This is a genomic window from Myxococcus stipitatus DSM 14675 (assembly GCF_000331735.1).
Taxonomy (GTDB): domain Bacteria; phylum Myxococcota; class Myxococcia; order Myxococcales; family Myxococcaceae; genus Myxococcus; species Myxococcus stipitatus.
The window spans coordinates 1,180,486-1,207,218 of the sequence record NC_020126.1; the positions used below are offsets into that span (position 1 = coordinate 1,180,486).

Annotated in this window: 18 protein-coding genes; 8 read left to right on the forward strand and 10 right to left on the reverse strand. The window is 69.6% G+C overall.

The features are described 5' to 3' along the window. Positions 1 to 25: 25 nt before the first annotated feature. From MYSTI_RS04760 to MYSTI_RS04770, 3 genes are all read left to right on the forward strand, one after another. Positions 26 to 2,287 carry a serine histidine kinase EspA gene (locus MYSTI_RS04760; RefSeq protein WP_015346565.1) on the forward strand — a complete coding sequence of 754 codons (2,262 nt, stop codon included), beginning with the start codon at positions 26 to 28 and terminating at the stop codon, positions 2,285 to 2,287. Next, positions 2,284 to 4,065 (forward strand): OPT/YSL family transporter, encoded by a 1,782-nt coding sequence (locus tag MYSTI_RS04765; RefSeq protein WP_015346566.1) that lies wholly within the window; start codon positions 2,284 to 2,286, stop codon positions 4,063 to 4,065. Before MYSTI_RS04760 ends, MYSTI_RS04765 begins: the two co-directional genes overlap by 4 nt. Before the next feature lie 141 nt (positions 4,066 to 4,206). Continuing rightward, a complete protein-coding gene (locus tag MYSTI_RS04770; RefSeq protein WP_144369991.1) occupies positions 4,207 to 5,646 on the forward strand; it encodes a hypothetical protein in 1,440 nt (479 codons plus the stop codon). Here MYSTI_RS04770 and MYSTI_RS04775 read toward each other — a convergent pair. Continuing rightward, entirely contained in the window at positions 5,618 to 9,658 is a 4,041-nt protein-coding gene (locus tag MYSTI_RS04775) for a serine/threonine-protein kinase (protein ID WP_015346568.1), read from the reverse strand. The genes MYSTI_RS04770 and MYSTI_RS04775 overlap by 29 nt on opposite strands. A 162-nt stretch (positions 9,659 to 9,820) precedes the next feature. On the opposite strand from MYSTI_RS04775, the gene MYSTI_RS04780 reads away from it, so the two are divergent. After that, positions 9,821 to 10,171, forward strand: a complete 351-nt coding sequence (locus MYSTI_RS04780; protein WP_015346569.1) for a hypothetical protein — start codon at positions 9,821 to 9,823, stop codon at positions 10,169 to 10,171. Further along, positions 10,168 to 10,536 carry a DUF1428 domain-containing protein gene (locus tag MYSTI_RS04785; protein WP_201768950.1) on the forward strand — a complete coding sequence of 123 codons (369 nt, stop codon included), beginning with the start codon at positions 10,168 to 10,170 and terminating at the stop codon, positions 10,534 to 10,536. The genes MYSTI_RS04780 and MYSTI_RS04785 overlap by 4 nt, the downstream gene beginning before the upstream one ends. 61 nt (positions 10,537 to 10,597) lie before the next feature. Here the strand turns inward: MYSTI_RS04785 and MYSTI_RS04790 are convergent, their stop codons facing one another. Further along, complete coding sequence (locus MYSTI_RS04790; RefSeq protein WP_015346571.1) at positions 10,598 to 12,076, reverse strand: Do family serine endopeptidase; 1,479 nt, start codon at positions 12,074 to 12,076, stop codon at positions 10,598 to 10,600. A 452-nt stretch (positions 12,077 to 12,528) separates the two neighbouring features. Between MYSTI_RS04790 and MYSTI_RS04795 the strand changes: the two genes are divergently transcribed. Beyond that, complete coding sequence (locus tag MYSTI_RS04795) at positions 12,529 to 12,984, forward strand: response regulator (protein WP_015346572.1); 456 nt, start codon at positions 12,529 to 12,531, stop codon at positions 12,982 to 12,984. A 57-nt stretch (positions 12,985 to 13,041) separates the two neighbouring features. Then, a complete protein-coding gene (locus MYSTI_RS04800) occupies positions 13,042 to 14,022 on the forward strand; it encodes a lysylphosphatidylglycerol synthase domain-containing protein (RefSeq protein WP_169558607.1) in 981 nt (326 codons plus the stop codon). A gap of 47 nt (positions 14,023 to 14,069) precedes the next feature. Here MYSTI_RS04800 and MYSTI_RS42870 read toward each other — a convergent pair whose 3' ends face one another. Next, positions 14,070 to 14,681, reverse strand: coding sequence for a hypothetical protein (locus tag MYSTI_RS42870; protein WP_015346574.1), 612 nt, complete (start codon positions 14,679 to 14,681; stop codon positions 14,070 to 14,072). Between the two features lie 183 nt (positions 14,682 to 14,864). On the opposite strand from MYSTI_RS42870, the gene MYSTI_RS04805 reads away from it, so the two are divergent. Then, positions 14,865 to 15,662 (forward strand): glutaminyl-peptide cyclotransferase, encoded by a 798-nt coding sequence (locus tag MYSTI_RS04805; RefSeq protein ID WP_144369992.1) that lies wholly within the window; start codon positions 14,865 to 14,867, stop codon positions 15,660 to 15,662. A gap of 10 nt (positions 15,663 to 15,672) precedes the next feature. On the opposite strand, the gene MYSTI_RS04810 is transcribed toward MYSTI_RS04805, so the two are convergent. From MYSTI_RS04810 to MYSTI_RS04840, 7 genes are all read right to left on the reverse strand, one after another. Continuing rightward, complete coding sequence (locus MYSTI_RS04810; protein ID WP_015346576.1) at positions 15,673 to 17,040, reverse strand: sigma-54-dependent transcriptional regulator; 1,368 nt, start codon at positions 17,038 to 17,040, stop codon at positions 15,673 to 15,675. After that, positions 17,022 to 18,515 carry a sensor histidine kinase gene (locus MYSTI_RS04815; RefSeq protein WP_015346577.1) on the reverse strand — a complete coding sequence of 498 codons (1,494 nt, stop codon included), beginning with the start codon at positions 18,513 to 18,515 and terminating at the stop codon, positions 17,022 to 17,024. The genes MYSTI_RS04810 and MYSTI_RS04815 overlap by 19 nt, the downstream gene beginning before the upstream one ends. Positions 18,516 to 18,616: 101 nt before the next feature. Then, the gene (locus MYSTI_RS43640; protein WP_015346578.1) at positions 18,617 to 18,823 is read right to left on the reverse strand and encodes a hypothetical protein; all 207 of its coding nucleotides are present in this window, start codon (positions 18,821 to 18,823) and stop codon (positions 18,617 to 18,619) included. Between the two features lie 179 nt (positions 18,824 to 19,002). Then, a complete protein-coding gene (locus MYSTI_RS04825; RefSeq protein WP_233278170.1) occupies positions 19,003 to 20,562 on the reverse strand; it encodes an MXAN_6577-like cysteine-rich protein in 1,560 nt (519 codons plus the stop codon). Between the two features lie 41 nt (positions 20,563 to 20,603). Next, positions 20,604 to 22,556: a TonB-dependent receptor plug domain-containing protein gene (locus MYSTI_RS04830; RefSeq protein WP_233278171.1), complete on the reverse strand. Its 1,953-nt coding sequence runs from the start codon at positions 22,554 to 22,556 to the stop codon at positions 20,604 to 20,606. 218 nt (positions 22,557 to 22,774) lie between these two features. Then, positions 22,775 to 23,866 (reverse strand): DUF2804 domain-containing protein, encoded by a 1,092-nt coding sequence (locus MYSTI_RS04835; RefSeq protein ID WP_015346581.1) that lies wholly within the window; start codon positions 23,864 to 23,866, stop codon positions 22,775 to 22,777. A 189-nt stretch (positions 23,867 to 24,055) separates the two neighbouring features. Then, positions 24,056 to 25,960, reverse strand: coding sequence for a putative metal-binding motif-containing protein (locus tag MYSTI_RS04840; protein ID WP_015346582.1), 1,905 nt, complete (start codon positions 25,958 to 25,960; stop codon positions 24,056 to 24,058). Positions 25,961 to 26,733: the final 773 nt, after the last annotated feature.

Here is a 26,733-nt window from a genome sequence, read left to right on the forward strand (position 1 = left end):
CGCGGAGGTGCCGGGGGGCTGTGTGATGACGACCTTGGATGACCTCACGACCTGCGCCGGACTGGCGCTGGCTCCACCTTCCTCGACGGGCGCCTGTCTCATCCTCATCAGCACGACGACGCCGGCCGCCATCGGTCGGGCGTTCCGGCTGGAGCCTGGGGAGCACATCATCGGCCGGGGCTCGGATGCCACCGTGCGCATCGACGACCATGGGGTGTCGCGCAAGCATGCCCGCATCGTCCGCGCGCCCGACGGGGGCTGCCATGTCACGGACCTGGAATCCACCAATGGCACGCTGCTCAACGGCACGCCCATCGCCACGGCGGAGCTTCAGGAGGGGGACCGTCTCCAGATTGGCACCGTCACCGTGTTCCGCTTCTCCAAGCGCGAGGTGCTGGAGCAGCGCGAGGAGCAGCTGCGCCAGGCGCTGTCCGCGGCGCGCGTGGGCATCTGGGATTGGAATGCGCAGAGCGGCCGGGTGACGTGGAGCGAACAGGTGGACCGGCTCCTGGGGTTGCCCGTGGGCAAGCTGTCCGGCCGCGCCATGGAGTTGGAGGAGGTGGTGCACCCGGGGGACCTGCCCCGCGTGCGCGAGGCGCTCTCCATCGCGCTGGAGAAGAAGACGCAGGTGGATGTGGAGTATCGGATTGAGCCGCCGGGCAGCGGGTGGCGGTGGATATCCTGCAAGGGCGACGTGCTGTGTGACGCGGCGGGGGTGCCGGCGCGGGTGACGGGCACGGTGATGGACATCACCGCCCGCAAGCAGGCGGAGCAGGAGCTGAACCGCCAGGCGCTCATCTTCGAGAGCATCTACGACGGCGTGGTGATTACGGACCTGGGCGGCGGCATCATCGACTGGAACGCCAGCGCGGAGCGGATGTTCGGCCGCAACAAGTCGGAGGCCATGGGACAGACGTTGTTCCGCGTGCTCCACCCGGACGAGCCGGACCGGATGACGGGCATGGTGCTGGCGGGCCTGGAGAAGCAGGGGCGCTGGAGCGGGGAGCTGGAGTTCAAGCGCCACGACGGCACCACGTGCTGGTGCGAGTCGGTGGTGGTGCCGCTGCGCGACAGCGAGGGGCGCGCCATCGCCAACATCATGGTCCACCGCGACACCTCGGAGCGCAAGCAGCTCCAGGCGCACCTCGTCGTGGCGGACCGGCTGGCGTCGGTGGGCACGCTGGGCGCGGGCGTGGCGCATGAAATCAACAACCCCCTGGCCTACATGCTCGTCAACCTGCACCTCGTGCGGGAGGGCCTGGAGCGGATGGAGAGCCACGTCCCCGCGGCGGCCATCGCCTCGCTGCAGCAGCTGGTGCGCGAGACGACGGAGGGCGCCGAGCGCATCGCCACCATCGTCCGCGACCTGAAGGTCTTCGCGCGCGGCGAGCAGGAGGTGCGGCTGATGCCGGTGGACGTGCGCCGCGCGGTGGAGCTGGCGTGCAAGATGGCGGACAACGTCATCCGTCACCGCGCCCGGCTGGTGACGGAGTTCGAGCCGGTGGCGCCGGTGGAGGCCAGCGAGTCGCGGCTGTGCCAGGTGTTCCTCAACCTGCTGCTCAACGCGGCGCAGGCGATTCCGGAGGATGGCTCGCCGGAGTACGAGCATGAGATTCGCGTCATCATCCGCGCGGGGGACCGGGGCCGGGTGCTGGTGGAGGTGCGGGACACGGGCATGGGGATGACGCCCGAGGTGATGGACCGCATCTTCGACCCGTTCTTCACCACCAAGCCGGTGGGCGTGGGCACGGGGCTGGGGCTGTCCATCTGTCACGGCATCATCGAGTCCATGGGGGGCTCCATCCACGCGGAGAGCGAGCCGGGCCGGGGCAGCACCTTCCGCGTGGTGCTGCGCGCGGCGACGCGGGAGCTGGAGGTGCTGCCGCGCTTGCAGTCGGTGGTGCAGGTGAACGCGCGGGCGCGCATCCTCGTCGTGGATGACGAGCCCAACGTGACGTTGGCGCTCCAGCGCTCGCTGGCGGCGGACCACGAGGTCGCCACGGCGAACAGCGCCCAGGCGGCGCTGCGGCTGCTCAATGAAGGCAGCCGCTTCGACCTCATCTTGTGCGACGTGATGATGCCGGGGATGACGGGCATGGACCTGTACCACGAGCTGGGGCGCTGCGCCCCGGAGCAGGCGGGCCGCATGGTGTTCATGACGGGAGGCGCCTTCACGCCCCGCACGGTGTCCTTCCTGCGGGAGGTGCCGAACTTGAAAATCTCGAAGCCGCTGGACCTCACGCAGCTCCGGGAGCTGGTGGGACGCTCGGCGGAGGCGGGTCGATGAGCGAGCCCGCGGCCTCGCCCGTGACCCCGCGCGCCGGGGTGGCGCACGTCGAGACGGTGCCGCGGGCACATCCCGCCGAGGGCGGCGAGCCCCGGGAGTCGACCGCGCGAGCGCTGGGCATGGGCGGCGTGATTGGCGCGCTCCTGGCGGTCACCAACGTGTCCATGGGGTTGAAGCTGGGCTGGTGGGAGAGCGGCTCGGTGATGGCGGCGGTGCTGGGCTTCGGAGGGATGGCGGCGGTGTCTCGCGCGCGGGGCTCGCCGTACACGCCGCTGGAGAACAACCTCACGCAGGTGACGGCGGTGTCGGTGGGCGCGATGCCCGCGGCGGCGGGGCTGCTGGGGCCCTTGCCCGCGCTGATGCTGCTGGGGATGGACGTGCCCGGCGTGGCCGTGGCGGCGTGGAGCGTGGCGCTGGGCATCCTCGGCGTGCTGGCCGCGCACCTGCTGCGGCGCCGGTTGATGGAGGAGGAGGCGCTGCCGTTCCCCACGGGCATCGCCACCGCGGAGCTCATCACCGCGATGCATGCCTCGGAGCCTCGGGCGAACAAGGGCCGCGGTGTGTGGCTGGTGGTGGCGGGGGTCGTGGCCACGGGCGTCACGGTGCTGCGGGACATCCTCCAGCGCCTTCCGGGCATGGTGGCCGTGCCGGGCTCGGTGGGGGGAGTTCCGGCCGCGTCGCTGGCGTGGGGCGTGGCGTGGAGTCCCATGCTGGTGGCGGTGGGGATGATGGCGGGGCTGCACCTGGGGCTGAGCATGCTGCTGGGCGCGCTCGTGGCGTGGGGGGGACTGTCGCCCTGGCTCGTGAGCACGGGCGTGGTGAAGGAGGCGGGCTACGACTCGCTGCTGTCGTGGCTCACCTGGCCCGGGGTGGGGTTGCTGGTGGGCTCGGCGCTGGTGTCGCTGCTGGCGCAGGCGCGCGACTTCCGGAGCGCGGCCAGGGACCTGCGCTCGCTGGGGCGCGGTGAGCTGCTGCCCCGGTGGGCCTGGGGGTGGGGCGCGGGCGCGGCGTTGCTGTCGCTGGGATTGGGCGTGGCGGTGTTCGGCCTGAGTGTGTCCCAGGTGTTGTTGTCACTGGCGCTGCTGTTGCCACTGTGTGCGGTGTGTGCCCGAGGCGCGGGCCAGGTGGATGTGTCGCCCGTGACGCAGGTGGGGCAGCTGTCCCAGGTGGCCGCGGGGGTGGCGCTGCCGGGGAGCGTGGCCTCCAACATCGGGGTGGGCGGGCTGGTATCGGGCGCCGCGGCGCAGACGGGCGTGAGCCTGTGGGCCCTCAAGGCGGGACACCTGCTGGGCGCCTCCTCGCGGCGGATGCTGGCGGCGCAGCTGTTGGGGGTGCTGGTGGGCTCGCTGGTGAGCGTGCCGGCCTATCTGCTGCTGACGCGGGCGTATGGCCTGGGCTCGCAGGCGCTGCCCGCGCCCTTCTCTCATCAGTTCCGCGCGGTGGCGGAGCTGGCGGCGCGCGGACTGGAGGGGATGCCGGCGCACGCGGCGCTCGCGGGCGCCGTGGCCGCGGGGGTGGGGGCGCTCCTGACGCTGCTGGCGCGGGGGCGCATGGCGCGGTGGGTGCCTTCTCCAGTGGCCATGGGCATCGGCTTCATTCTCCCCGCCTACTTCGCGGTGACGCTGTGTCTGGGAGGTGTCATCGCGGCCATTGCCCGGTGGCGGTGGCCCCAGGTGACGGGGCGCAACGTGCCCGCGCTGGCTGCGGGCGCCATCGCCGCGGAGTCCCTGGTGGGCGTGCTCATCGGCGCGCTCAAGCTGCTGGGCGTCATGTCCTGACGGGGGGCTCGGTGAGGGCGCGGGTTTTCTGGGGGTGGCTTTTCCGCCGTCCCGGGTATTCTTCGCAACCTCATGATTGGTGCAATTGAATTTCAGGAGATTGCGAACCGGTTCTTTCCCCTGACGCGGAGGGGCTGGACGGTGGGGTGGTCCAGGGACGTGATGCCGTCCGAGGACCACAAGACCTGCGTGGAGGAGACGGAGGACTCGCTCACGCTCCACCTGGCCGCGCTGGAGAAGGACGAGGCCGGAGCCTTCCTGGGGGCCCAGACTTGGGAGGCCCCCCTCAAGCGGGAGTTGCTCACGGAGGCGCGCCTCGTCGCCTGGCTGGAGGCGTTGGGCCGCGTCCTCGAGACGAAGGAGCACGAGCCGTTCGGCTCCGTCGACTGGTGCCTGGAGACGCTGGAGGACCCCCGGTACAACTCCGTGGAGGAGTTCGAGGCGTATCTGCGCAACCCCTCCGTACCGCTCACGTACTTCGAGCAGACGGATGCGGAGTACCCGGAGTTCGTGCGGAGCCACCGCCCGGAGCCTCGGGGCGTGCTCCTCCAGAATCGCGCGCAGGCCTTGGAGAAGGCGCTGGCGCGGCACGAGGGGGTGGCGGCGCGCTTCGCCCGGACGCATGGCCTGTACCTGCCGAAGCAGGCGGCGGTGACGTTCGCCTTCTTCGACAGCCTCACCTCGGCGGAGTGGCAGGCGCCGAAGTACCTCATGGGCATCTCGCCCTCGAACGTGGGCGTCGGGTTCCTGAGTCACTACTCGGAGGAGGCCTTCGCGTGGCCGCTCAAGGACGGGCTCGACGAGCGCATCCACTACCTCCGGCCCGAGACGCTGCCCGAGACACCGCTGATGTTCATCGCGGACTTCGCCTCGTTCGCCTTCTTCTTCGACGACCCGGGGTTCCACCCGAGCGGCGTGGTCCACAGCAAGATGGACCACCAGACACGCTGGATTGGCGAGACGTTCCTCGACTTCTTCCGGGACTGGGCGGACGAGGTCCTGAAGCATCCCACGCTGCACCTGACGGGCGAGTCGGGGGTGACGGCGCAGCTCGGCCTGGACCCCGCGGACGTCGTCAAGCGGGACTACTTCCTCGTGCGGATGTTCAAGGAGGCCGTCGAGGACTTCCTGGAGCTGTCGAAGGATATCCGCCTGGAAGACCGGGCGAAGATGCGCCGCTCCTACGCGGAGCGCACCCTGCTCGCGGGACAGCCTGGCGGCGTGGGCATCGCGACGGACCTGGGAGATGGCGAGGGCTTCGAGTTCCCCTCGGACTATCACTCCTCCGAGTCACGGCCCGCGGTGCTGGAGGCGGTGGCGCGTGCGCGCGCGCGGCTTCGCGAAGGAGACCCTCGCTACGCGCTGGCGCTGGGCCGGGAGCTTCACGGGTCCGTCCGTTCCCTGGAGCGCGAGGTCTTCACGCGGGAGCACCAGGGCCCGCCCCCTCCCTGGCAGGACGAGGCGAAGGAGCTGCTGACGGGGGCCTACCGCGCGCTCGGGTGGGAGGCGCTGGCGCGCAAGGTGGAGGTCCACCACGCGCACCGGAACTTCTTCATGGAGAGTGTCTTTGATTTTCCCTGAGGTCCCGCGCGCGCTCCAGTGAGCGGCGCAGGCGGGCCTCCATGAGGTTGGGAATCCGCGAGGCCAGCTGGAGCGCGTCCGTCAGGATGTGCACGGCCTCGCGGGGCTCACCGCGCCGCAGCGCCGCCAGGCCCATCATCTCCAGCACCTCGAGCGGCTCCTGCTCCACGGACACCTGGCTGGAGCGCTCCCGCAGGGTGCGCCAGTCCTCCGCCGAGGCGTCCTGCGTGGCGAGCTCCACCATGGAGATGAGCACCTCCTCCGACGGGCTCAGCTCCATGCCGGTGCGGCCCTCGGTGAGCACCTGCCGCACCTGCGCGAGCAGCTCGCGCGCCCGCGTCTGTCGCCCCATCCACGCGAGCGTGCGCGCCTGGAGCAGCAGGGCCCAGGGGCGCGACGCGACCTCGGGGTGTCTGCGCTCCAGGGTGATGGCCCGCGAGATGTGGGGCGCGGCGGCCTCGGCGTCTCCGGCTTGGTAGTGCAGCTCACCGAGGTTGTGCTCGGCGAAGTACTCCCAGCCCACCATGCCCAGCTCGCGCCCCAGGTGCATGAAGCGCTCCTGGTCCTTCAGCGCGTTGGCCAGGTCCCTCCGCGCCACCCACAGGTTGCGGCGGTTGTTGATGGCGCTGCCCAGGTGGAAGAGGTCTCCGCGCTCCGTGCACGAGGCGACGACCTCGGAGAGCACCCGGTCCGTCTCGTCGATGTCGCCCAGGTTGGGGAGCATGACGGCGAGCAGGAGCTGCGACACCACCTGCGTCTCGTAGCCCGCGTCGCCCAGGCGCCGGGCAATCTCCGCCGCGGCCTCCAGCGGCTCGCGGGCCTCCGCCCATTCGCCCTTGCGGAACAGCGCGCGGCCCACCGCGAGCAGCAGCCGGCCCTGCACGTAGGGAGAGCCCACGCTCGCGGACTTCTCCTGCGCCTCCAGCGCGCGGGCCTCGCTGGTGGGATAGTCATTCACCCAGTCCAGGGCCATGGCCTCGTCGAGCAGCAGCTCCACCTCCGCCCGCTTGTCGCCCCGTCGGCGCGCGCGCTCAAGGGCGGCGGCGAAGTCCGCCAGCGAGTCGTCATACCGGCCGATGCGGATGCGCATCAGCCCCCGGCCCCGCAGCGCGGTGAGGCAGCGCAGCTCGTCCTCGGTGTCCAGCAGCTCCAGCGCGCGCGTGTACATGGCCTCCGCTTCGAGGAACGCGTGGCGTCCGCGCGCGGACTCGGCCAGGTCGATGGAGAGCGCGGCGGCCTCGTCGCGCATGTCCGCGGCGGCGGCGTGCAGCGCGAGGCGGGGCAGGCGCTGCCGCTCGCTCGAGCCCGCGTGGCCCAGGTAGTAGCGATAGGCCGCGCGGTGGATGCGCTGGCGCTCGGCGGCGGGGAGCGTGGCCGCCACCGCGTCGCGCAGGAGCTCGTTGCGGAAGCTCAAGCCCTCCAGCCGGTGCGAGACGAGGAGCCCCGAGTCGAGCAGCCGCCGCGTGGCATGGCCCGCATCCAGCGGGAAGCCTCCGGCCGCGCCGTCGCGCTCCAGCTCCCGCACCACGCCCTCGGCGGTGGCCGCGGTGAAGTCCGTGCCCAGCAGTGCGCACAGCCTCGCGTGCGCGGCCAGGGCGGGTGGCAGTGCTCCCAGCTCGCGGTCCGCCAGCCACTCCACCAGCCGCAGCTCGGGCACCTTCTCCAGGCCGTCGGTGACCAGGTACCAGCTGCCCCCTGGCGCGCGCTGCCGCACCAGGCCCTGGCGCTTGAGGCCGCGCACCAGCTCCACCATGTAGAGCGGCACGTGCTGCGCGCGCTCGACGATGCGCTCCACCGCCTGCGCGGGCACGTTCTCCACCGGCTTGAGGAGCATGCGGCACATCTCCTGGGCCTGGGGCGCGGAGAGCGCGCGCAGGGACAGGGTGACCTGCCGCGCCGCGCGAGTCCCCCACAGCGGGCGGCTCTTCTCGAACCCCGGGCGCGCGAGCACGCACACCCAGATGGGGACGCTGGCCTCGGCCAGGCACGCGTACTCCAGCGCGTCCAGCGCGGTCTCCTCCGCGAAGTGCGCGTCGTCGATGACCAGGCACAGCGGACGCTCGCGCGCGGTGGAGGCGAGCATCTCCCCCGTGGCGCGCATGGCCAGCGAGCGCAGCGCGCCGGGCGCCGCCGCCCAGCTCTGCAGCTCCGGCCCGCCCGGTGCGTACCACCCGAGCGTCGCGGCCACGCCGGGCCACAGCTCCGTGCCCAGCGTGGGGCCCAGCCGCAGCATGATGGCCGCGCGGCCCTGCTCCTCCGTGTCCGTGTCGTCGCGCTCGAAGGCGTTGAGGGCGCAGCGCAGGAGCGTGCGCAGCGTGCCGTCCGGGTCGCCCTGCACGGGCTCGCGCGAGCGGGTGCTGTAGATGCGCGCGAGCGGCAGCTGCACCTGGAGCTCGCGGGCGAGCGCCGCGGCGAGGTGGCTCTTGCCCAGCCCCCGCTCCCCCATGACGGTGACCAGCGTGGGCGCGGCTCCTCCCATCGCCGTCCGGGCGCTGTCCACCAGCGAGGCCAGCTCCAGCTCGCGGCCCACCAACACCTCGCTGCCCAACTGCAGCACGGTGATGTCCGGACGCGGCGCCGCGCCCGGGGACGCGGGACGCAGCACGCCGGGGTGGCCGGGCACGTCCATGCAGGGCACCTCGGGCACCGCTTCCGCGGCGGCGGGTGACAGCAGGAGCCCCTGCGCGTCGGCGCCCGTGGGGTAGCGGTCCGCGCGCGAGAAGATGGCGCCCAGGTAGCGCGGCGTGCCGGTGGGGCGGCGCTGCACGGTGACGGCGGACACATCCACCAGGGCGTGGGTGGCCAGGCCCCGCTCGGCCAGGCCCTCCGCGGCGCGCATGGCGCGGCGCACGGGGTTCTCTCCCACGTCCGGGTCGAACACGGCGGCGATGCGCGGCCCGTCCGTGAAGGCCAGGTGTCCGCCGTAGGAGGCCAGCCCCTTCTGCACGCTGACGGGGTTGGCGCGCGAGGTGAGGAAGAGCACCGCCACCGAGCGCCGCACCTGCGCGGGCCTGGGCTCCCCCGGCGCCGACGGCCGAGGTGTCACCGGGTCGACGGGACGGTGCGCATGGCTGAAGGCCGCGCGCAGGGCGCTCGCCAGCGCGGCGGCATCCTCGGGCCGCCGGGCGCGCTCCTTGGCCAGACACCGCAGGACGACCTCCTCCAGCGCGGGAGGCACCGGCGCGAAGTCGGACGGAGGCGGAGGGCGCAAGGCCAGGTGCGCTTGCAGCACGTCCGGCGTGGGGCCGAAGAAGGGCGGCCGGCCGGTGAGCATCTCGTAGAGCAGCACGCCCAGCGCATACACGTCCGTGCGCGTGTCGACGTCCGAGTTTCCCGCGCACTGCTCGGGCGCCATGTACTCCGCGGTGCCCGCGAAGCCGGAGTTGTCGCTGACGGAGAGCCCCTCGCCGGGCAGCGTGGCGCCCTCCACGGGAGAGGTGCCTCGCACCAAGCCGAAGTCGAAGACACGCACCTGCCCGCCGCCGTCCTCGTTGAGGAAGAGGTGCTCGGGCTTCAAGTCACAGTGGGCCAGGCCCTGCTCATGGACACGCGCCACGGTGTCCGCCACGGACAGGGCCAGCGCGGGGAGCTCCTGCGCCGGCACGGGCCCCGAGGCACGCGCCAGCCGCTCCGCCAGCGTGGGCAGCGGCACGTGCTCCATGACGAGGAAGCGCACGTCACCGGCCAGCACGCCCACTTCATACAGCGCGGGCACGGTGGGCGGCCCCAGCACACGCAGCGCGGCGGACTCGCGGAGGAGCTGTGCGCGCGCAAGGGCATTGCCCGTCCGCGCCAGCTTGATGGCCACCCGATGCTGGTCCGTTTCGCGCCACGCTCCCAGCAGCACGCCGAAGCCGCCATGCGCGAGGACACCATCGACGCGATAGCCAGGGATGCGCGGCGGCTCCAGCTCCTCGGGCGTCAGCCGTCCGACCCCGTCCGAGGGAGCGTTTGGCGGGCATGGCGCATGGGAGCCTTCCCAGCGCCGCCCACATGTCTGGCAGCGCGGCACGAGCCGCACTCTACGCCAAACGCCGTGAGGATTCAGAAGCCCCCCGGCCGGGCGGGCCCCAGGGTCCCTCTCGCATCACCTGACGCTCGAGGCCCACGCCCTCATTGCCTCACCTTGGAGCGGGTGCTGTCATCAGGACTTCCACGCAGGAGCGCGCACCCGATGAGCCTGGCGAAGAAGCTGAACCTCAAGGAGGGCATGAAGGCCCGAGTCATCGGCAGGCCCACCGGCGTCGACCTGGATGATGTCGCGACGACCCCGTCCTCGAAGGCCGAGGCGTTGCTCATCTTCGTCCAAAGCATGAAGGACGTGGATGCGAAGTGCGCGCCCCTCATTGCATCCGCGCGGGAGGACCGGGTGGCGTGGCTGGCCTATCCCAAGGCGGGGCAGCTGGGCACGGACCTCAACCGCGACCTCCTCGCGGCGCGGCTGGAGCAGGACGGCATCCAGTGCGTGCGCATGGTGTCGCTCGACACGGTGTGGAGCGCCATGCGCTTCCGTCCCGCGACGTGAGCTACACTGCCCCCATGGCCTATGTGGATGGTTTCCTGTTGCCGGTGCCCACGAAGAACCTCGCCGCCTACCGCAAGGTGTCTCGTCAGGCGGGCAAGATTTGGATGGAGTACGGCGCCTTGGCTTACACCGAGTGCGTCGCGGATGACCTCGACGACGAGCGCCGGGCCATGTTCGCCCGGAGCGTGAAGTTGAAGCCAGATGAGACGCTGGTGTTCTCCTGGATTCTCTACAAGTCGCGCGCGGAGCGGAACCGCATCAACAAGAAGGTGACGGCGGACCCTCGGCTGAAGGCCCCGGAGGCCATGCCCTTCGACATGAAGCGCATGGTGTGGGGCGGCTTCAAGACGCTGGTGCAACTGTAGACAAGGACTCGACGGCGTCCGGCGGTGGGAGGGGAAGAACCCGCCGGACGCCGTGAGCGACTTACGGAACTTCGAGGGCGCGCAGGACGGTGGCGTCGGAGTCCGGGGCGCGCACGCGCAACAGCAGCGCGGCGCCGGACTTCGCGGACGACAGGATGTTGGCCGCTTCGGACGCGCTGCCCACCTTGCCGTCACCCACCTGCACCAGCACCATGCCGGGCATCAGGCCCGCGCGCTCGGCGGGGCTGCCGGGCTCCACCGCGGTGATTTGAGCGCCGGAGCCCTCCGCGTCCCGCAGGCCGATGCCCAGCCTGCGCGTGGTGGGCGAAGGCGCGTTGCGCGGGGTGACTTCCTCCTCGCCGCGCTGGGCGGGGCGCGTGCCCAGCGTCACGTCCACCGTCAGGGGCTTGCCGCCGCGCATCAGCTCCACCTTCACGCGACTGTCGGGCTTGAGCAGCGCCACGGCGCGGGTGAGGGCTCCAGCCGAGTCCACCGCGCGGCCTCCGACGGAGGTGATGATGTCCTCTTCTCGCAGGCCGCCGCGGTCACCGGGGCCGCCTCGGTTGACGCCGGCCACCACCGCGCCCTTGTTGGCGTCCACCTTGAGGGCGCGCGCCAGCTCGGGCGTGAGGTCCTGGATGGCCAGGCCCAGCCAGCCGCGGCGCACCACGCCCGTCTCCTGGAGCTGGGGCAAGAGCGCCTGGATGAGCTTGCTGGGCACGGCGAAGCCGATGCCGCTGGCGCCGCCGATGATGGCGGTGTTCATGCCGATGACTTCCCCGCGCATGTTGAACAGCGGGCCGCCGGAGTTGCCGGGGTTGATGGCCGCGTCCGTCTGGAGGAAGTCGTCGTAGGGGCCCGCGTGGATGTTGCGGGCGCGAGCGGAGAGGATGCCGGCGCTGACGCTGTAGTCCAGGCCGAACGGGTTGCCGATGGCCATCACCGCGTCGCCCACGCGCACCGCGTCCGAGTCACCCAGCGGCACGGCCGGGAGGTTTCCGGGCGCGCCCTTGAGCTTGAGCAGCGCCACGTCGGTGAGCGGGTCTCTTCCGAGCACCTCGGCCTCGAAGGAGCGTCCGTCCTGCAGCTTCACGCGCACGACGTCCGCGTCCTCCACCACGTGGTTGTTGGTGAGGACGGTGCCGGAGGGGTCGATGATGAAGCCCGAGCCCAAGCCCTGGCGAGGCTGTGAGTTGCCCTCCATGCCGGGCGGCATGCCGAAGCGCTCCGCGAAGCCGGGCGGCAGGCCCTGCATGCCGGACATGCGGCGGGGGCGCGACTGCACCTCGACGTAGACGACGGAGCCCTTCACCGAGTCGACCAGCGGCGCGAGCGACGTCACGGTGCCGGCGGTCGCGGGGTTGAAGCGCGCGGGCTGCACGGCCACGCCCGACGGCGTGGTGGCGGCTGCTGCCGACGTGACGGCGGCGGGGTTGGGCGCGCCGAGCGCCTGGGCCTGTCCACACCCGAAGCCCAGCGTCGCGACGGGCAGGAGAGCCAAGGCGCCAAGGAAGCGGCGAGAGGGGAGCGAGCAGGCCATCGTTCGTTCTCCGTGCGGCCGGAAGACCTCCGGCCCGCGGCATGGGTTGAAGTTCAAGGTTCGGCCCGGACGTGGGGTGGACGTGAAGCGCCACCCCCTGGAGGTGGAAAGGTCTGCCGCTGGTCGTCCCCCGACTCCCGACGGCACCATTACTGGGGCTCGCCTCGCGAGGCCCCACGTCCGAACCGATGTTCGCGGTCTAGTGCAGGTGTCGGGCCAGGGCCTTCGGGGAGGGGTTTCCCTCTGAGGGTGGGGGCAGGGGGGCGGAATGGGGCGGGGCAAAGTGCCCCGTTCGGGGCAAATCTCCCCGGGGCGTTCTGCCGCTCGCGCCTGGGAGGGAGGTGGCACGTCGAATGCTCTGCGCCAGGACCGCCTCACCTCGCTGGGGGCCTCGAAGCAGAGAGGCCCTCCCAGGGGATGGGCAGCCCACCTCGCTGATAGGAGTCGACTTGATGGAGCGCGACGAGGAGCAGACGCAGTCGAGTGAGTGGCCGTGGCCGGTGGAGGCGGAGACGGGGCGGCGGGCGCGGGTGTTGGTGGCGGAGGACCAGCCGGAGATGCGGGCGCTCCTGCATCGGGCGCTGAAGCGCCGGGGCTACGAGGTGGTGGAGGCCTCGGATGGGCCGGGCCTGGTGCAGGCCATCATCGATGGGCTGCTGGCCGAGCAGACGCTGGTTCCGGACCTCATCATCACGGACGTGCGGATGCCTGGGTATTCGGGCCTGGAGGTGGTGGCTCGGCTGCGGCGCGAGGGGTGGAAGACGCCGGTCATCCTGATTACAGCGTTCGGGGATGCGCAGCTGCATCAGGAAGCGGAGCTGTTGGGCGCGGCGCGGGTGTTGGACAAGCCGTTCGCGATGGAGGATTTGTGTGGCGCGGCGGAGGCGCTCGTTCCTCCGGTCCGTTGAGTGGTTGGTTGCCCTGCGTGGGCGATGTGGGGCGTGGGTGAGCAGTCTCGAGGAGTGGTGTCCCGGGCCTTGTTGAGGCGAGGGGTCCTCGCCTTGTTGCCGTTGGTGTTGTTGTCGTTGGCGTTCCTGGTCATGCGGCACGAGCTGCGTGAGCTGAGCGCGGCGGCGATGATGCGGGCGTTGACGTCGATTCCTCGCGAGCGCATCGCGTGGGCGGTGGTGTGCGCGGCGAGCAACTACCTGGCGTTGACGTTGTATGACGTCTTGGCGTTGAGGCACCTGGGGCGGCGGTTGCCGTACCGGCAGGTGGGCTTCACGTCCTTCGTCGGCTATGCGTTTGGCCACAACATCGGGATGTCTTTCCTGACGGGCGGCGGCGTTCGCTACCGGCTGTATTCGGCGCGCGGGTTGAGTGCGTGGGATGTGGCGCGGGTGGGGACGTTCAACGCGCTGACGTTCTGGTCGGGGTTGTTGGCGGTGGCGGGGGTGGCGCTGGTGGTGGACGCGGGGCAGGGGGCGATGTCCGCGCTGTCGTTGAGGCCAGGGGTGGCGCGGGGGTTGGGGTTGGGGATGTTGGGGGTGTTGGGGGCGTACCTGGTGGCGTGCGCGCGGGTGAGGCGGACGCTGAAGGTGCCGAGGTTGGGGGTGGAGTTGTCGTTGCCGACGTGGAGGCTGGCGGTGGCGCAGGTGGTGGTGTCGTGTCTGGACTGGACGTTGGGGGCGATGGTGTTGTGGGTGCTGTTGCCGCAGGGGGTGGGGATTCAGCCCGCGAGCATGGTGGCGTTGTTCGCGGTGGCGCAGTTGTTGGGGATCGCGAGCCAGGTGCCGGGTGGGCTGGGAGTGTTCGACTCGGTGATTCTGGCGGCGCTGACGCCCGAGGTGCCCGGGGCGGTGGTGCTGGGCACGCTGGTGGTGTACCGCGTCGTCTATTACCTGCTGCCTTTCGCCGTGGCCTCGCTGATGCTGGCGGGCCATGAGCTGTCATTGCATCGAGGACAGGTGGCGCAGTGGCGGGGGCGCAGAAGGCAGGCGGGGTGAAGGCATGACCCGCTCTCAGGTCAGAGCGGGTCGTGGAGAGGGCTCCGCTACTTATTGAAGGTCGCGCAGACCGAGTTCCCGTTCAGGGCACGCAAGCCCATGGTGATGGTCGTCGTCATGGGAGGAACGCAGATGCTGAGATTGAACTCCGCTGATTGGCCGTTGTTCGACATCGAGTAGCCGGTAATCAGCAAGTTGCCAGCTATGACGGAACCGGACGGCCGGAAAAAGTCAAAGGCGAGCGTTTCGGTAGTGCTCGGGAGTTCGCCCGCTTGAGTTGCATACACCTTGACGCGAGCGCGAACCGTATCACGGTCTGACATGCAGAACAGGTGCGGCCCCCAGAGAACAGGCGTCACACTGTAGATGACCGGCCCACGGACCCCATCCTGTCCGACCACCTTGTTCCAGGTCGGAGGGTATGTCGCGAAGTTTGAGCATTCGGCCGGGGCCACATCGACACAGGTGGAGGTCGCCGTCGAACAGTACTCGCCGTAGCCGCAGCCACTCGGCTGAGGCAGGGACGGGTCACAGCTGGCTCCAACGACAGACTGGCTGACGGACTCCGCCGAAGTCGTCTCCCCACCCTCCTGCGGGCCCGGCCCACAGGCCACGGTCATGAGCGCCACCGCACCAACAATCTGATTCAGCTTCCGCATAGGTTCCCCAATCACAAGTCCCACCGGTTCGTGGGCGGCGCGTGATACCAAGCGCTCCCGCAAGTTCAAACGATCAGGGCCAGAATCCATGCCTGTTTGCCGGTCCTTGTGCGCTGCTTCGTCCAGACCCCGGGTCGGTTGTGCCGGCCCTCGTTTCCTGCTTGCGTGGGCGCCTCGATGCGCATGAATCCAACAGCATGGCTGTCGGCGCTGGGTGTTCTGGTCATGGGGATGAGTAACGGCTGTGGTGGGGCGCCGGCGCACCGGCGTGTGACCGAGAACACGCTCTCGCGGAAGGTGGCGCGCATCGTGAAGGAGTATCCGCACTCCACCGAGGCCTTCACCCAGGGCCTCGTCTTCCACCAGGGCCGTCTGTTCGAGAGCACCGGCCACCAAGGCACCCTGCGCGAAATCTCCCTCGAGTCCGCCACCCCACTCTGGATGGAGCGCCTGGGAGACATCTTCGCGGAGGGCCTCGCCACCGACGGCGAGCACCTCTACCAGCTCACCTGGACCGAAGGTCAGCTCTTCACCTGGAGCGGCCTGCCCCCCACACGCCTGCGCACCACGCGCTACTCCGGCGAGGGCTGGGGCCTCTGCTACTGGCAGGGCAAGCTCATCCGCAGCGACGGCTCCTCCACGCTGACCTTCCACGCCCCCGACACCTTCGAGCCCCTGAGCACCCTCGAGGTCACCCTCAACGGCCAACCCCAGGACCAGCTCAACGAGCTCGAGTGCGCCAACGGCGTCATCTACGCCAACGTCTGGCACTCCGCCTACGTCCTCGAAATCGACCCCACCAGCGGCCACGTCACGGGCCTCATCGACGCCTCCGCCCTCGTGCGCGCCGCAGGCCCCCAGCTCAACCGCCCCGATGCCGTCCTCAACGGCATCGCCGTGGAGCCCGGCACCGGACGCATGCTGATGACCGGCAAGCTCTGGCCCAAGCTCTTCGAAGTGCGCCTGGACCCCGTGGACTGAACCCCGCCCCTCAGGGCTTCTTCGCTTCGTCGTCCCGCTCCAGCTTGCGGTACAGCGTCTTGCGGTCCACGCCGAGAATCCGCGCCGCCAGCGTGCGGCTCCCACCCACCGTCTCCAGTACCCGGTGGATGTACTTCCGCTCCAGCTCCTCCAGCGTCACCAGCTCCGAGGGGTCCGTGTTCTCCGCCGCCCCCTTGGGCTGGCTGTAGTTCCGGATGCGCTCGGGCAGGTCATCCACCGTGAGCTGCTCGAACGACGTGAGCGCCACCGCGCGCTCCATGCAGTTCTGCAGCTCGCGCACGTTCCCTGGCCACCCATACGTCAGGAGCCGCTGCGCCGCCGCGGGAGACAGCCCCACCACCCGCTTGTTGTTCCTCGCGGCGAACTGCTCGATGAACCGCTGCGACAACAACAACACGTCATTCCCTCGCGCCCGCAGCGGCGGCAGCTCCACCCCAATCACATTCAGCCGGTAGTACAAATCCTCACGGAACCGGCCCTCCTCCACCGCCAGCTCCAAGTCCCTGTTCGTCGCCGCGACGATGCGCGCATCGAATGGAACCTCCGTGTCCCCACCCACCGGGCGCACCATCCGCTCCTGCAGCGCCCGCAGGAGCTTCGGCTGGAGCGTGAGCGGCAGCTCGCCCACCTCGTCCAGGAACAGCGTCCCGCCATGTGCCTGCACGAAGAGGCCCGTGCGCGCCGCCTTCGCGTCCGTGAACGCCCCCTTCGCGTGCCCGAACAGCTCACTCTCCAGCAGCGCCTCCGGCATCGCCGCGCAGTTGAGCGCGACGAAGGGCCCCTCGGCCCGCCGCCCTCGCGTGTGCACCGCGCGCGCGGCCACCTCCTTCCCCGTCCCGCTCTCCCCCGTAATCAGCACCGTGGAGTCCAGGTCCGCCACGCGGTCGATGAGCGCATACGCCTGCTGCATCGCGGTGCTCTCGCCCACCACCGCGCCGCTGTCCTGTCTGCGCCCCAGCTCCTGCCGCAGCCGGCGCACCTCGTCCCGGAGCGCCCGGTGCTGCACCGCCCGCTCCAGCACCAGCACCAGCGCGTCCACGTCGATGGGCTTGGTGACGAAGTCGTACGCCCCCGCGCGGATGGCGGCCACCGCCGTCTCCAGGCTCCCGAAGGCCGTCACCACGATGACCGGGATGTCCGGCCGGTTGAGCACGATGCGCTCACACAGCGCCAGCCCATCCATCCCCGGCATGCGCAGGTCCGTCAGCACCACGTCGAAGTCCTCGGTGGCAAGCCGCGTGAGCGCCTCGTCCGCCGACCCGAGCGCCACGGGCGCATAGCCCCGGCGCGTCAGTCCCTTCTCCAACAAGGCGCGCATCTCGCGCTCGTCCTCGACCATCAGGACGCGGCCTGGCATGTGTCCCCTCCGCTCGGCAGGTAGATGGAGAAGCAGCTACCGCGTCCCAGCTCGCTTCGCACGGCAATCCAGCCGCCATGGTCTCTCACCAGACCGTAGGACACGGACAACCCCAGCCCCGTGCCCTCGCCCACGTCCTTCGTGGTGAAGAACGGCTCGAACACGTGGCCCAGGACGTCCGGCGCGATGCCAGGGCCCTCGTCCTCCACGTCGACCCGCACGTAGCTGCCCTCGGCGCCGCCCACGTCCTGGGGCGGCGTCGCCCGAATGAGGGCCGCGCGCACGCTCACCGTCCCCGGCTTGCTCATGGCCTGCAAGGCGTTCATCACCAGGTTCGTCAGCACCTGCTGCACCTGTCCTCCATCCGCCTCCAGCATGACATCTGGCGGCACGTCTTCCACCAGGGTGATGCTCTTCTTCGAGGCCATGGGCTTCAGCAAGCTCAGCGAGCGCGCGACCAACTCCCGCACCTCCTCCGGCGCCCGGTGGGGAGCCCGCCGCCGCGCGAAGTCGAGCAACTGCCGGATGATGCCCGTCATGTGCTGCGTCTGCTGGGTGATGATGCGCGCGCACTCGGCGACCTCCTCTCCCTCCGCCTCGCCCGAGGAGATCATCTTCGAGCGGCCCATCACCACGTTGAGCGGCGTGCCCAATTCGTGCGCCACACCCGAGGCCAGCTTGCCCACCGTGGTGAGCCGGTCCGCGTGACGCAAGTGCTCCACCGCGGCCAGTCGCGCCGTCGTCTCCGTCGACAACCGCGAGCGGGTCTCCTCGAGCTGCTCACCCATGCGGTTCATCGCGTTGGCCAGCGTGGTGAGCTCGTCCCCGCGTCGCTTCGGCGGCAGCCGCACGCGCGCCGTCAAATCTCCCTGGCCGAAGCTGTGCGCGAGCTGGACCAATTGGTCCACCGGCTCGCCGACGAGCCGCCGCCCCATGGCCATGGCCACGATGAAGAACGCGAAGGTGATGGTGCCCGTGGCGACGATGGTGCCCACCACCGTGACGAAGACGTGCTGACGCTCCTCGCCCAGGGACTCGGTGATTTCGATGGCGCCGAAGCGTCGGCCGACGCCCAGGCCGATGAAGACCGGCGTGTAGGAGTGCAGCAGGCCGGGGGCGGGCTCCGGGTCCACCATGGAGCCGTCCTTGCCCTGGCGCAGCGTGGCCAGCAGGCGAGGCGGAAAGCCGACGAGGGACGGAGTCCCCGGGCCCCCATCCAACCAGACCCAGCGCAGGTGGACCTGCTCCTGGAAGTTGTTGGACTGGTGCAGGAGGTTCAGCGCTTCACGCTCACCGGCCAGCTCCCAGGCCTTGCTGATGGTCCCCGCGAGCGCGTGGCCGAGCAACCGGTGGTCGTGCTGCATGTCCAGCGCCGAGCGCTCCAGCTCCCGGCGAACCTGGATGACCTGCAGCCCGGCGATGACCGCCACGGCGAGCAGGACGAGGGCGAGGGTGAACTTACGGGCGAGTCTCACGGTGGCTCGAGGCTGTTCCGGTCCATGCACATGGGAGGGGTCGACAACGCATGGACCGGAAGGAAGTACTCAGAAACTACCGCGATGGCCGCGGGAAGAAATCAATGAGTCGTGCCGGAGTCCTTGGCGGGCGTGGGAGCGCCCTTGGCGTGGGCCGCATGCTTGTGGGCGGGCTTGGCCTTGGCGTCGGCGGGCTTCGCGGCTGCCTCGGCCGCGGGCTTCGGTGTCGCGGGGGCCTTGGGGGTCGCGGCCATCGCGCCCATCGAAACCAGTGAAAGGCCCACGGCGAGGGGAAGGAATCGCTTCATCGGTGTCCTCCGGTCGACCCCGTGATGACTCACGAGGTTCGCGGAGGGCTAGAGCATCCGTCGTGCCAGGAGCGGCGCGGGACGTTTCCCTCTGAGAGGGAGCCCCGGTGGGGTGGAAGGGCCCACCGGGGCCGGGGCACATTGCCCCAGTCGGGGCGAAGTGCCCCCGCTTCACGGCCTCAGGGCAGCGCCACCACGTCGCTGACCAGCGAGAACCCGCTGGCCGGGCAGGCGGCGATGGGCGGCTGCGAAGTGTCCTTCAGTCCACGCCGCTCGACGAGCGTGTTGCCCACCACCTCGTGTACGAAGATGCGCCCGCCGTTGGTGTCACCCACGTAGGCACGCTGGCCCACCACGGCGAAGCGGCCCGCGGCGGGGATGGCGCAGCCGCTGGCCCCGGGCGCGCACGCCACGGGCGCGGTGGCCACGACCTGGTCCTGTGCGTCCAGGAGGACCAGGCCCGTCTTCTCCACGGACAGCAGGTTGTAGTTGGCGTCGTAGTTCGCCTTGCCGCTGCAGCTCACCAGGAGCTGCTCACCGACGGAGGCCACGGAGCCCGGGTTGAGGCAGTCGGCGCCCAGCTCGATGAGGCTCACGGTGTTGTTGGCTGGGTTGATGCGCGCGAGGAACCCCGGGCCGCCAGGGCTGTAGGTGGCGGGGTTCAGGTTGTTGAGCGCGACGTACAGCATATCTCGGTGCGCGGTGATGCCCGCGGGCGTGGGCAGGGTGGTGTTGTTGGGGAAGGGCTTGAGCGCGGCGCCCGTGGGCAGGTCGATGGTGTCCACCACGCGAGGCCGGAGCGGGTTGGCCAGGGAGACACGCAGCACGCGGCCACCGAAGGTCGGGTCGCCCATCAGGTTGCCATAGAGGGTGATCCACAGCTCCTCGCGAAGCAGCGCCATGGCGAACGGGTTGGTGTTGGCGCCGAAGGGCACGTTGCCGATGTCGCTGAAGGTGATGCCGTCGGGGAAGCGGGCACCCGGGGGCGCGCCAGGGATGGCTGCTTCATCGCGCCGCAGGACCTGGATGGTGTTGTCCGTGGAGTTGAGGATGTAGATGAGCGGGTCCCGGACGATGAACTGATTGGGCGCGCGGCCCGTGTCGTTGCGCGCGGGCAGGACGCCGTAGTCACCCAGTCGTGCCTGCACCAGCTTGTTCGCGGAATCGAGCACCAGGAGCACGTCGCTCAGCCGCGCGGCGCTCTGGGGGGAGGAGGCGACCTGGACGCTCGGGCCCTTGAAGTCCGTGCCGGACTGGATGCCCACCACCTGCCCCGAGTTGAAGCACGTGGCGACCACGTCATACGTGCACACGCCACCTCGGCAGCTCCGCGCATCGCCGCAGGCGGTGCCACACGTGCCGCAGTGGGACGTGTCCGTGTCCAGGTTCACGCACGAGTCGCCGCAGCGCTGGAAGCCCTCGGCGGAGCAGGACACCTTGCAGGCGCCCTGTTCGCAGACCTGGCCGGAGGCGCAGACAGTACCGCCCGCGCCCGCGCAGCCGCCGCAGTGCTGGGGCGAGGACCGGGTGTCGACACACGCGCCACCGCAGGCCGTGGTGCCCGCCTGACAGGTGCAGGCGCCCTCGGAGCAGAGCTGTCCTTCGCCACAGGTGACGCCGCAGGCGCCACAGTTCGCGGAGGCGCTGGTGAGGTCCACGCAGGTGTCGCCGCAGCGGCTGAGTCCTTCGCCGCAGACAACGCCCGAGTCGGGGCAGCCCGTCAGGAGCAGACAGGACAACAGGACGCCAAGCGTCGCGAGGAGGGGGCGGTGTCCGGCATTCAAGGGGGAGGGTCCTTTCGAGGGGGAGTGGGGGAGAGGTCGAGCGTCATCGCCACCGAGGCGAGCACGGTGCGACCGGGCAGGGGATAGCCGTCGAAGTCCTCGACGTGGGCGTCGAGGAGGTTCTTGAAGTCGAGGGAGAACGTGAGCGCGGGGCGACGGCCGACGGTGCTCGAGAGTCCCGCGTGCAGCAGCGCTCGCCCAGGGAGCACCAGCTCTCCGGTGCGGTTGCGGAACTGTGAGGACTGGGCTCGCAGCTCCGCGCGTCCGGTGAGCCAGGAGGGGCCCAAGGCCACACGTGCGGAGAGGGTGTGGCGAGGACGATGAGGCAGGTCGCGAAGGTAGTAGCGAGGGTCGTCCCGGAGGTTGCGTGAGACCAGGAACGTGTACGCCAGGGAGCCCGACAGGAAGGACGTGGGCCGCGCCTCCATGTCGACTTCCAGTCCCGAGACACTCGCGGACGAGAAGTTCGAGGGCTTCGCGGCGAACGGGGGGTAGGCCTCGTAGGCGATGAGGTCTTCGTAGAGGGTGTGGAAGCCGCCCACGGACACGAGGGAGTGCTCCGTCCGATGCGCGAGGGCCACGTCCGCGGAGACGGCTCGCTCGGGGCGCAGGTCTGGATTGGGCAGGAGCGTCCCCTGTCGCACGTAGAGCTCCATCAGCGAGGGTGCGCGGTGGGTTTGTCCCACGTTGGCGCGGACCTCCAGCCGCGCGGGGAGGGACATCCGCGCGCCGACCTTGGGGGACAGCAGCGTGTAGCGGCCCACGCGCTCCAGGCGCACCGAAGGCGTGACGTGGAGGTCGCCGTCGAACAGGGACACGTCGTCCATCGCCATGACGCTGGCTCGCAGCCAGGACGTGCGGGGCGTCGTGCCCGTGGGCTCGCCTTCGGTGGTGAGCCCTTCACGCCCCACGCTCGAGGTGAGCGACAGGACGTGCGCACGGCCCAGCGGCATGCGCCCCTCGACTTCGGCGCCGCCCGCGAGCAGGGACTGTTCGCCTCGCTGTGCCACGGGGCCGCCGGACAGCTTGAGGTGCTCCTGGCGGAGGTGGGCTCGAGCGGAGAGCTGGATGCCGCCCGCGAGTGAGCCGAGGAGACGCAGGCTCAACACGCCGCGACGGTTGGACTGGCGGGCATCGGCCACGGGGTTCTGCGCGGTGCCGGCGAGGCCTCGGCCATCGAGAGCCCCTTCGGCCATGGCGTCCACGACCACGCCAGGCGCCAGTCGATGACGCAGGCGAAGCAGGGCCCCGAGTCCTCGGGCATCGTTGTTGTCGCGGCGGCGCGACTCGGGGGCGTCGCCGGGGAAGGTGGGCGTGGGGTCGAAGGGGTAGGGGAAGTCTCCGGAGGACGTGCCTCCGTGGAGGAGGAGCAGCAGCTCACTGTCGAGCAGGGGAGCGGTGGCGGCGAGCCAGCCCGTCGCGGTGTTCCAGCTTCCGTAGCTGAGCTCTCCCGAGAGGCTCACCGTGTCGCCGGGGCTGCGAGTGACGATGTTCACCACGCCCCCGAGCCCACCACTGCCATAGCGAGCCCCCGCGCTTCCGCGCATCACCTCGAACTCGCGAGCAAGCGCGAGGGGGATGCGGGACAGGTCCGTGTTGCCGCCCGCGCCGTTGAGCGGGATGCCGTCGAGCAGGACCAGCGTTCCATTCGACGAGGCGCCACGGACGACGAGGCTCTTGCTCTGGCCATAGCCACCCGAGTCCTGGACGGAGACACCGGGGGAGGTGGCGAGGATGTCGGCGGTGTCTCGCGCCGTGCCTCCGCGTTCTTCCACGGAGATGACGGTGACGACGCTGCTCGGGTCGCGTTGGGAGGCGCGGTCCATCGGCTCCGGGTCGGGCACCTTGCCCACGACGTCGATGACCTCCGAGAGGGGCTCCTCCGGCCTGGTCTCTTGTGCCCAGGCGGGGGCGGAGGCGCACAGCACCACGGCGAGGCCGCGTCGCACGAACGCGCCTCTCGTGGAGAGATATCGCCAGCCGGAGATCATCGGGCGCGCATACTCCAAGGCGCGACCTCTGGCGTCCAGGGCGAAGCCCTCGGAGGCGTTCACCGGGAGAAGGAGGTCTGTTCCGCCCGTGAATCTCGACGGCCCTGGGGCGTGGTGTGCTTGCTCCAGGCGTGAGCGGTGACAGGCCGGGCGGTGAACCGGGCTGACGAGGGTCGCTACAACACGTTCCTGGACTGCTTCTGGGTGACGCCCGGAACGCCAGAGAGCTGGAGGGTCTTTCCTCCCAGGGTCACGGTGCCCTCGAAGAAGCCGATGGGTTGCTCGAACTTGCTGTGGCAGAGGGGTTGTTCGTGGTGCTCGCTGTGGACGTAGAAGGGCTGGAAGCGCAGGTCCACCGCCCCGTCCTCTGACCTCACGCGCCACGGCGCCAGCAGCTTCACGTCGCTGAACTCGAAGTGGATGGGGGGCAGGAGGTACACGCGGTCTCCGAGCCAGAGCACGTTCTCGTGGGCCACGGGGCCCAGCGGCATGAAGTCTTCGCGGAGGTTGAAGCCCAGGGGCGTTCCGTCCGCGAGGCGCCCGGTGGCGAAGGCCCAGCGCCAGGCCTGGTGGCGTGCCATGCAGTTCTGCGTGTAGTCGAGGCCACCCAGGCCGCCTTCCAGGCGGAACTGCTTGCCACCTGCCTCCAGGCTGCCGAGCGCCGACACGCAGGCGTGCTTCATCGTCACATCCACCCGGCAGCGGTCACTGTCGACCTGGGAGACCACCGTCAGCGCGGGCGGACTGTCCGTCGTGTTCAGCTCTCCGCTCCAGCGAACGCCGTGAAGGGGGCTGCGGGCTCGGATGCGATTGATGTCCACGTCCACCCGATAAGGTTCGTCCGCCGCACCCCGGTGGAGCGACAGACTCCCGCCCCCGGTCTTGAAGGAATTCCCGAGGTCGGTACCGGGTCGGGCTCTCATCGCCCGCAGCTCTTCAGCCGCCGCTGCCTCGATGCGCTGGCCTGGGAACGTGACGTCGCACAGCGGGGTTCGCTCGCGCAGGTCCAACGCGACCAGGTATGCGCTCGCGGTGTAGCCCAGGTTCATGACCGAGAAGAGGGCGAAGACGTCGGGAGTGGCCACGAAGACGGAGTGCCACCAGGCGCGCCGGAGCGGGTACAGCGAAGAGACCGCCCACGGCCCCTGGAGGCTGGCGAGGTCCACCTCCGGCAGCTCACCCTGGTACGTGCCGAACCGAGGTGCTCCTTCCGGAGTGGCCACGGAGGTGGGGGCAAGAGGCAGGCGCGCGTCGCTCTCGGGTGTCATTCCGTGCCATATGAGTCCACGTGCTGGCGGATGTCACTCAGACGTCCTCGAAAGCGGCTCCTGTGTCGTGAGCGCGCTCCGAGGCTCCGAGCTTTTCTGGACGGTCATCCTCTTGCCTGGGACGAAGCCCATGACCCAGACAAGATCGACGAGCGACTGTGACATGCGCGTGGAGTGAGGATGAGGGGACTATGGCTCGGGGTAATGAAAGACACGGCCGTTGTCGCCCACGACCCAGAGCTCCGTGCCGGAGTCCGTCATCGCGATGTCGTTCAGCGGCACATCCGCTGAGGCGGCTGGCAAGTCCGGTCCCTTGCCCCATCCATGGAGTGTCGAGCGTCGGAGCCTCCCGTTCGCGCTCCTATCCACCATGAAGCACTGTTCGTTCAGAGGATTCAGCGCATTTTCTCTGTCGTACGTCATCACCACGCTGCTGAATTCGACTGTCAATCCCGCAGGGGACGCCACCTTCTTCCACGCATCCACCCCATTCCAACGCCACACGGCCCCGCCATCCCCCACGGCGCATGCGTTCCTCTCAAATCCAAACCACACGGCATTCACGCGGCCGGGCACATCGTCCGGGAGAGCAGCGGAATTAAGCTTCGTCACTGGGACCCCAGTCTTTACCGAGTAGCGCCGGAAGGTCTGCAGGTTGTTCGGATCGCTCGGATTGTTCCGAGCGCCCGGACTTCCCACTGCGTGCGGTTCATTTGAGTTGAAAGCGTGGAGGCCATAAAAGCCGATGGAACTGCCATCGATCCTTACCGGCGGACCCTCGGCGTCCCAGCGAAACAACCGCCCTTCGATGTCGGTGAGATAGATGAGCCGCTTTCCCCCTGGCTCGAAGCCGACCATCCCCGTGATGGTGTGCAACTCGAACGAGGCCTCTCCGGGGGACTGGGTCACATCAGGGTTGCACACGAAATCGCTTCTTCCGTTGTGGATGGCCACATGCCCCTTCTCGCCGCCCAGAAACACCTTGCCAGAGGAGTCAACCCAGGCCACCGTCCAATCATGATCGCCGCAGCTATTGGCGTTGATGGGCAGACTCCCATCCGAGGGCGGTGAACCCGTACGATCATTGGCGCTGAAACTCTCGAACTTCTGTCCCGCCGCTCTGCGAACCGCCAGCCCTCCACCCTGGCCGGCAATCCATACAGGATACCCGCTCGGCCCCAGGGCTACCGTCTTCCAGCTTTGCTGAACTGGGCGGACATGATGGTCGGATACGACCTTGAGTGTCCCTCCGCACGACAACCCCTCGTCGACCACTCCATTGCAATTGTTGTCGAGGGCGTCACACACCTCCACGCCTGAGGACTTCGTGCTGGGGTCCACCTCATCGCAGTCCTGGTGAAGTCTCTCCGCGAAGCCCGGAGGAGGAGTCTCGCCTTCGCAGACCTCTTCCGCGACCCCACTCGGGTCTCCATCCCCATCCCCGTCGCGGTCCACATAGAAGAGTCTTGGCGCCACCGCGCTACACGCCACCGCGGTCTTCTCCTCGTTGCAGACCCACACCCCGGTGCAGGACGAGTTGTTGCAAGCCATGCCTTTCGTGGGAAAGGCCTCGTCTACGACTTCGTCGCAATCGTTGTCCTCGAAGTCACAGGCCTCGGGGTTGCCTGGAAACCTCACGGCGGCGTTCGGTCCGCTGTCATCGCAGTCCGTGCCTCCTTTTTCGCCATTCGGAGCGACGTATCCATCCCCATCCGCATCTGGCGCCACAAGGGACATCCTGAGCGGGGTCTTGCGGCCTTCGCCCGACAGGTCCACGGAGAGCACCGCTCGATCCACTTCCTGGCCCTGACAGTCCCGCTCGTGCGCGGCGACTGTCACCTTGACCGTTGTCCCCCAGCTCTCCTTCCGGATGGCTCGCAGTGCCAACGGCGGGGTCCGTTTCTCGCCTGTGAATCGCTCCTCCACGAACTTCGTGGCATCCGCCTCATCCGAGACGCGCACCACGAAGCAGCCGGTCTTGAAGCTCGGCGTGTAGTCGACGTCGATGAAAGCGCTCTGCTGGTCAGGGTTTGGAGCCGTGCACCCGCCCAGCACCAACAACCCTGCGACACAGAATCCTCGCAAATAGCTCATCGAGCACTTCCTTCAGCCAAGGTGTTCTCGGCGGGGGTTCCCATGAAGAACCATGTCCCCAATGCCCCCACCACGGCTGCCGTTGCCGTTCCAAAAAGGATGTTCGCCGTCCGAACGCTGCTCTGCGCCCGAGCGTAGTGATGCTCCGAGTCCGTCCGAAGCAAGGAGTCGCGTGCTCTTTCGCTCTGCCCCCGCGACGAAGCGCCAATCACCACTCCGGTCCCTCCGGCGGCAAGGCCTCCGCCCAGGAGAATCCAGCTCACCAGGGGCACCCGACGCCCAGCCAGATGAAAGCCTTTCGAGGCCCTTCGCGCCTCTTCGTCCACGGAGTCAGGCACCCAAGGCTTCGGAGTGGCAGTCTCCGTGACTGGAGGCGCCAACTGGGGCCGCGCGACCGCCGAGTCAGGGGCCGGGGATACCGGATGGGTGTCCACCGAGGCGGGGGGCGGTACGACGGGTGAATCCCGGGGGGGCTTGGCCAGCCGCCCGCGCACCTTCGCACGCTGCATCTCGAACTCGCGCTTCACTTTCGGCGAAACTCTCAAGGGAAGCTGGGCATCGACCTGGGACTGAAGGGCTTGGCGGAAGTCCTTCCGCGCCGACTCCCATCGGCCCATGTCCGCTTGGATGATGCCTCGAATCATGGAGAGGGTAACGGCGTCAGCTGGGCCATGAGGAAGGCGGCTGGCGCGATGAAGCCGGTCCAGGGCACGCTCATAGTCAAGGTGCTCGTAGAGCTGAATGGCCTCCGCGATTTCGCGTTGGGCCTCTCC

Excerpts from the sequence above, each read along its gene's own strand:
- MYSTI_RS04760 (WP_015346565.1), top strand. The coding sequence starts at position 26 with ATGACGACCTTGGATGACCTCACGACCTGCGCCGGACTGGCGCTGGCT.
- MYSTI_RS04765 (WP_015346566.1), top strand. The coding sequence starts at position 2,284 with ATGAGCGAGCCCGCGGCCTCGCCCGTGACCCCGCGCGCCGGGGTGGCG.
- MYSTI_RS04780 (WP_015346569.1), top strand. The coding sequence starts at position 9,821 with ATGAGCCTGGCGAAGAAGCTGAACCTCAAGGAGGGCATGAAGGCCCGA.
- MYSTI_RS04790 (WP_015346571.1), bottom strand. The coding sequence starts at position 12,076 with ATGGCCTGCTCGCTCCCCTCTCGCCGCTTCCTTGGCGCCTTGGCTCTC.
- MYSTI_RS04795 (WP_015346572.1), top strand. The coding sequence starts at position 12,529 with ATGGAGCGCGACGAGGAGCAGACGCAGTCGAGTGAGTGGCCGTGGCCG.
- MYSTI_RS42870 (WP_015346574.1), bottom strand. The coding sequence starts at position 14,681 with ATGCGGAAGCTGAATCAGATTGTTGGTGCGGTGGCGCTCATGACCGTG.
- MYSTI_RS04805 (WP_144369992.1), top strand. The coding sequence starts at position 14,865 with ATGAATCCAACAGCATGGCTGTCGGCGCTGGGTGTTCTGGTCATGGGG.
- MYSTI_RS04810 (WP_015346576.1), bottom strand. The coding sequence starts at position 17,040 with ATGCCAGGCCGCGTCCTGATGGTCGAGGACGAGCGCGAGATGCGCGCC.
- MYSTI_RS43640 (WP_015346578.1), bottom strand. The coding sequence starts at position 18,823 with ATGAAGCGATTCCTTCCCCTCGCCGTGGGCCTTTCACTGGTTTCGATG.
- MYSTI_RS04835 (WP_015346581.1), bottom strand. The coding sequence starts at position 23,866 with ATGACACCCGAGAGCGACGCGCGCCTGCCTCTTGCCCCCACCTCCGTG.
- MYSTI_RS04840 (WP_015346582.1), bottom strand. The coding sequence starts at position 25,960 with ATGAGCTATTTGCGAGGATTCTGTGTCGCAGGGTTGTTGGTGCTGGGC.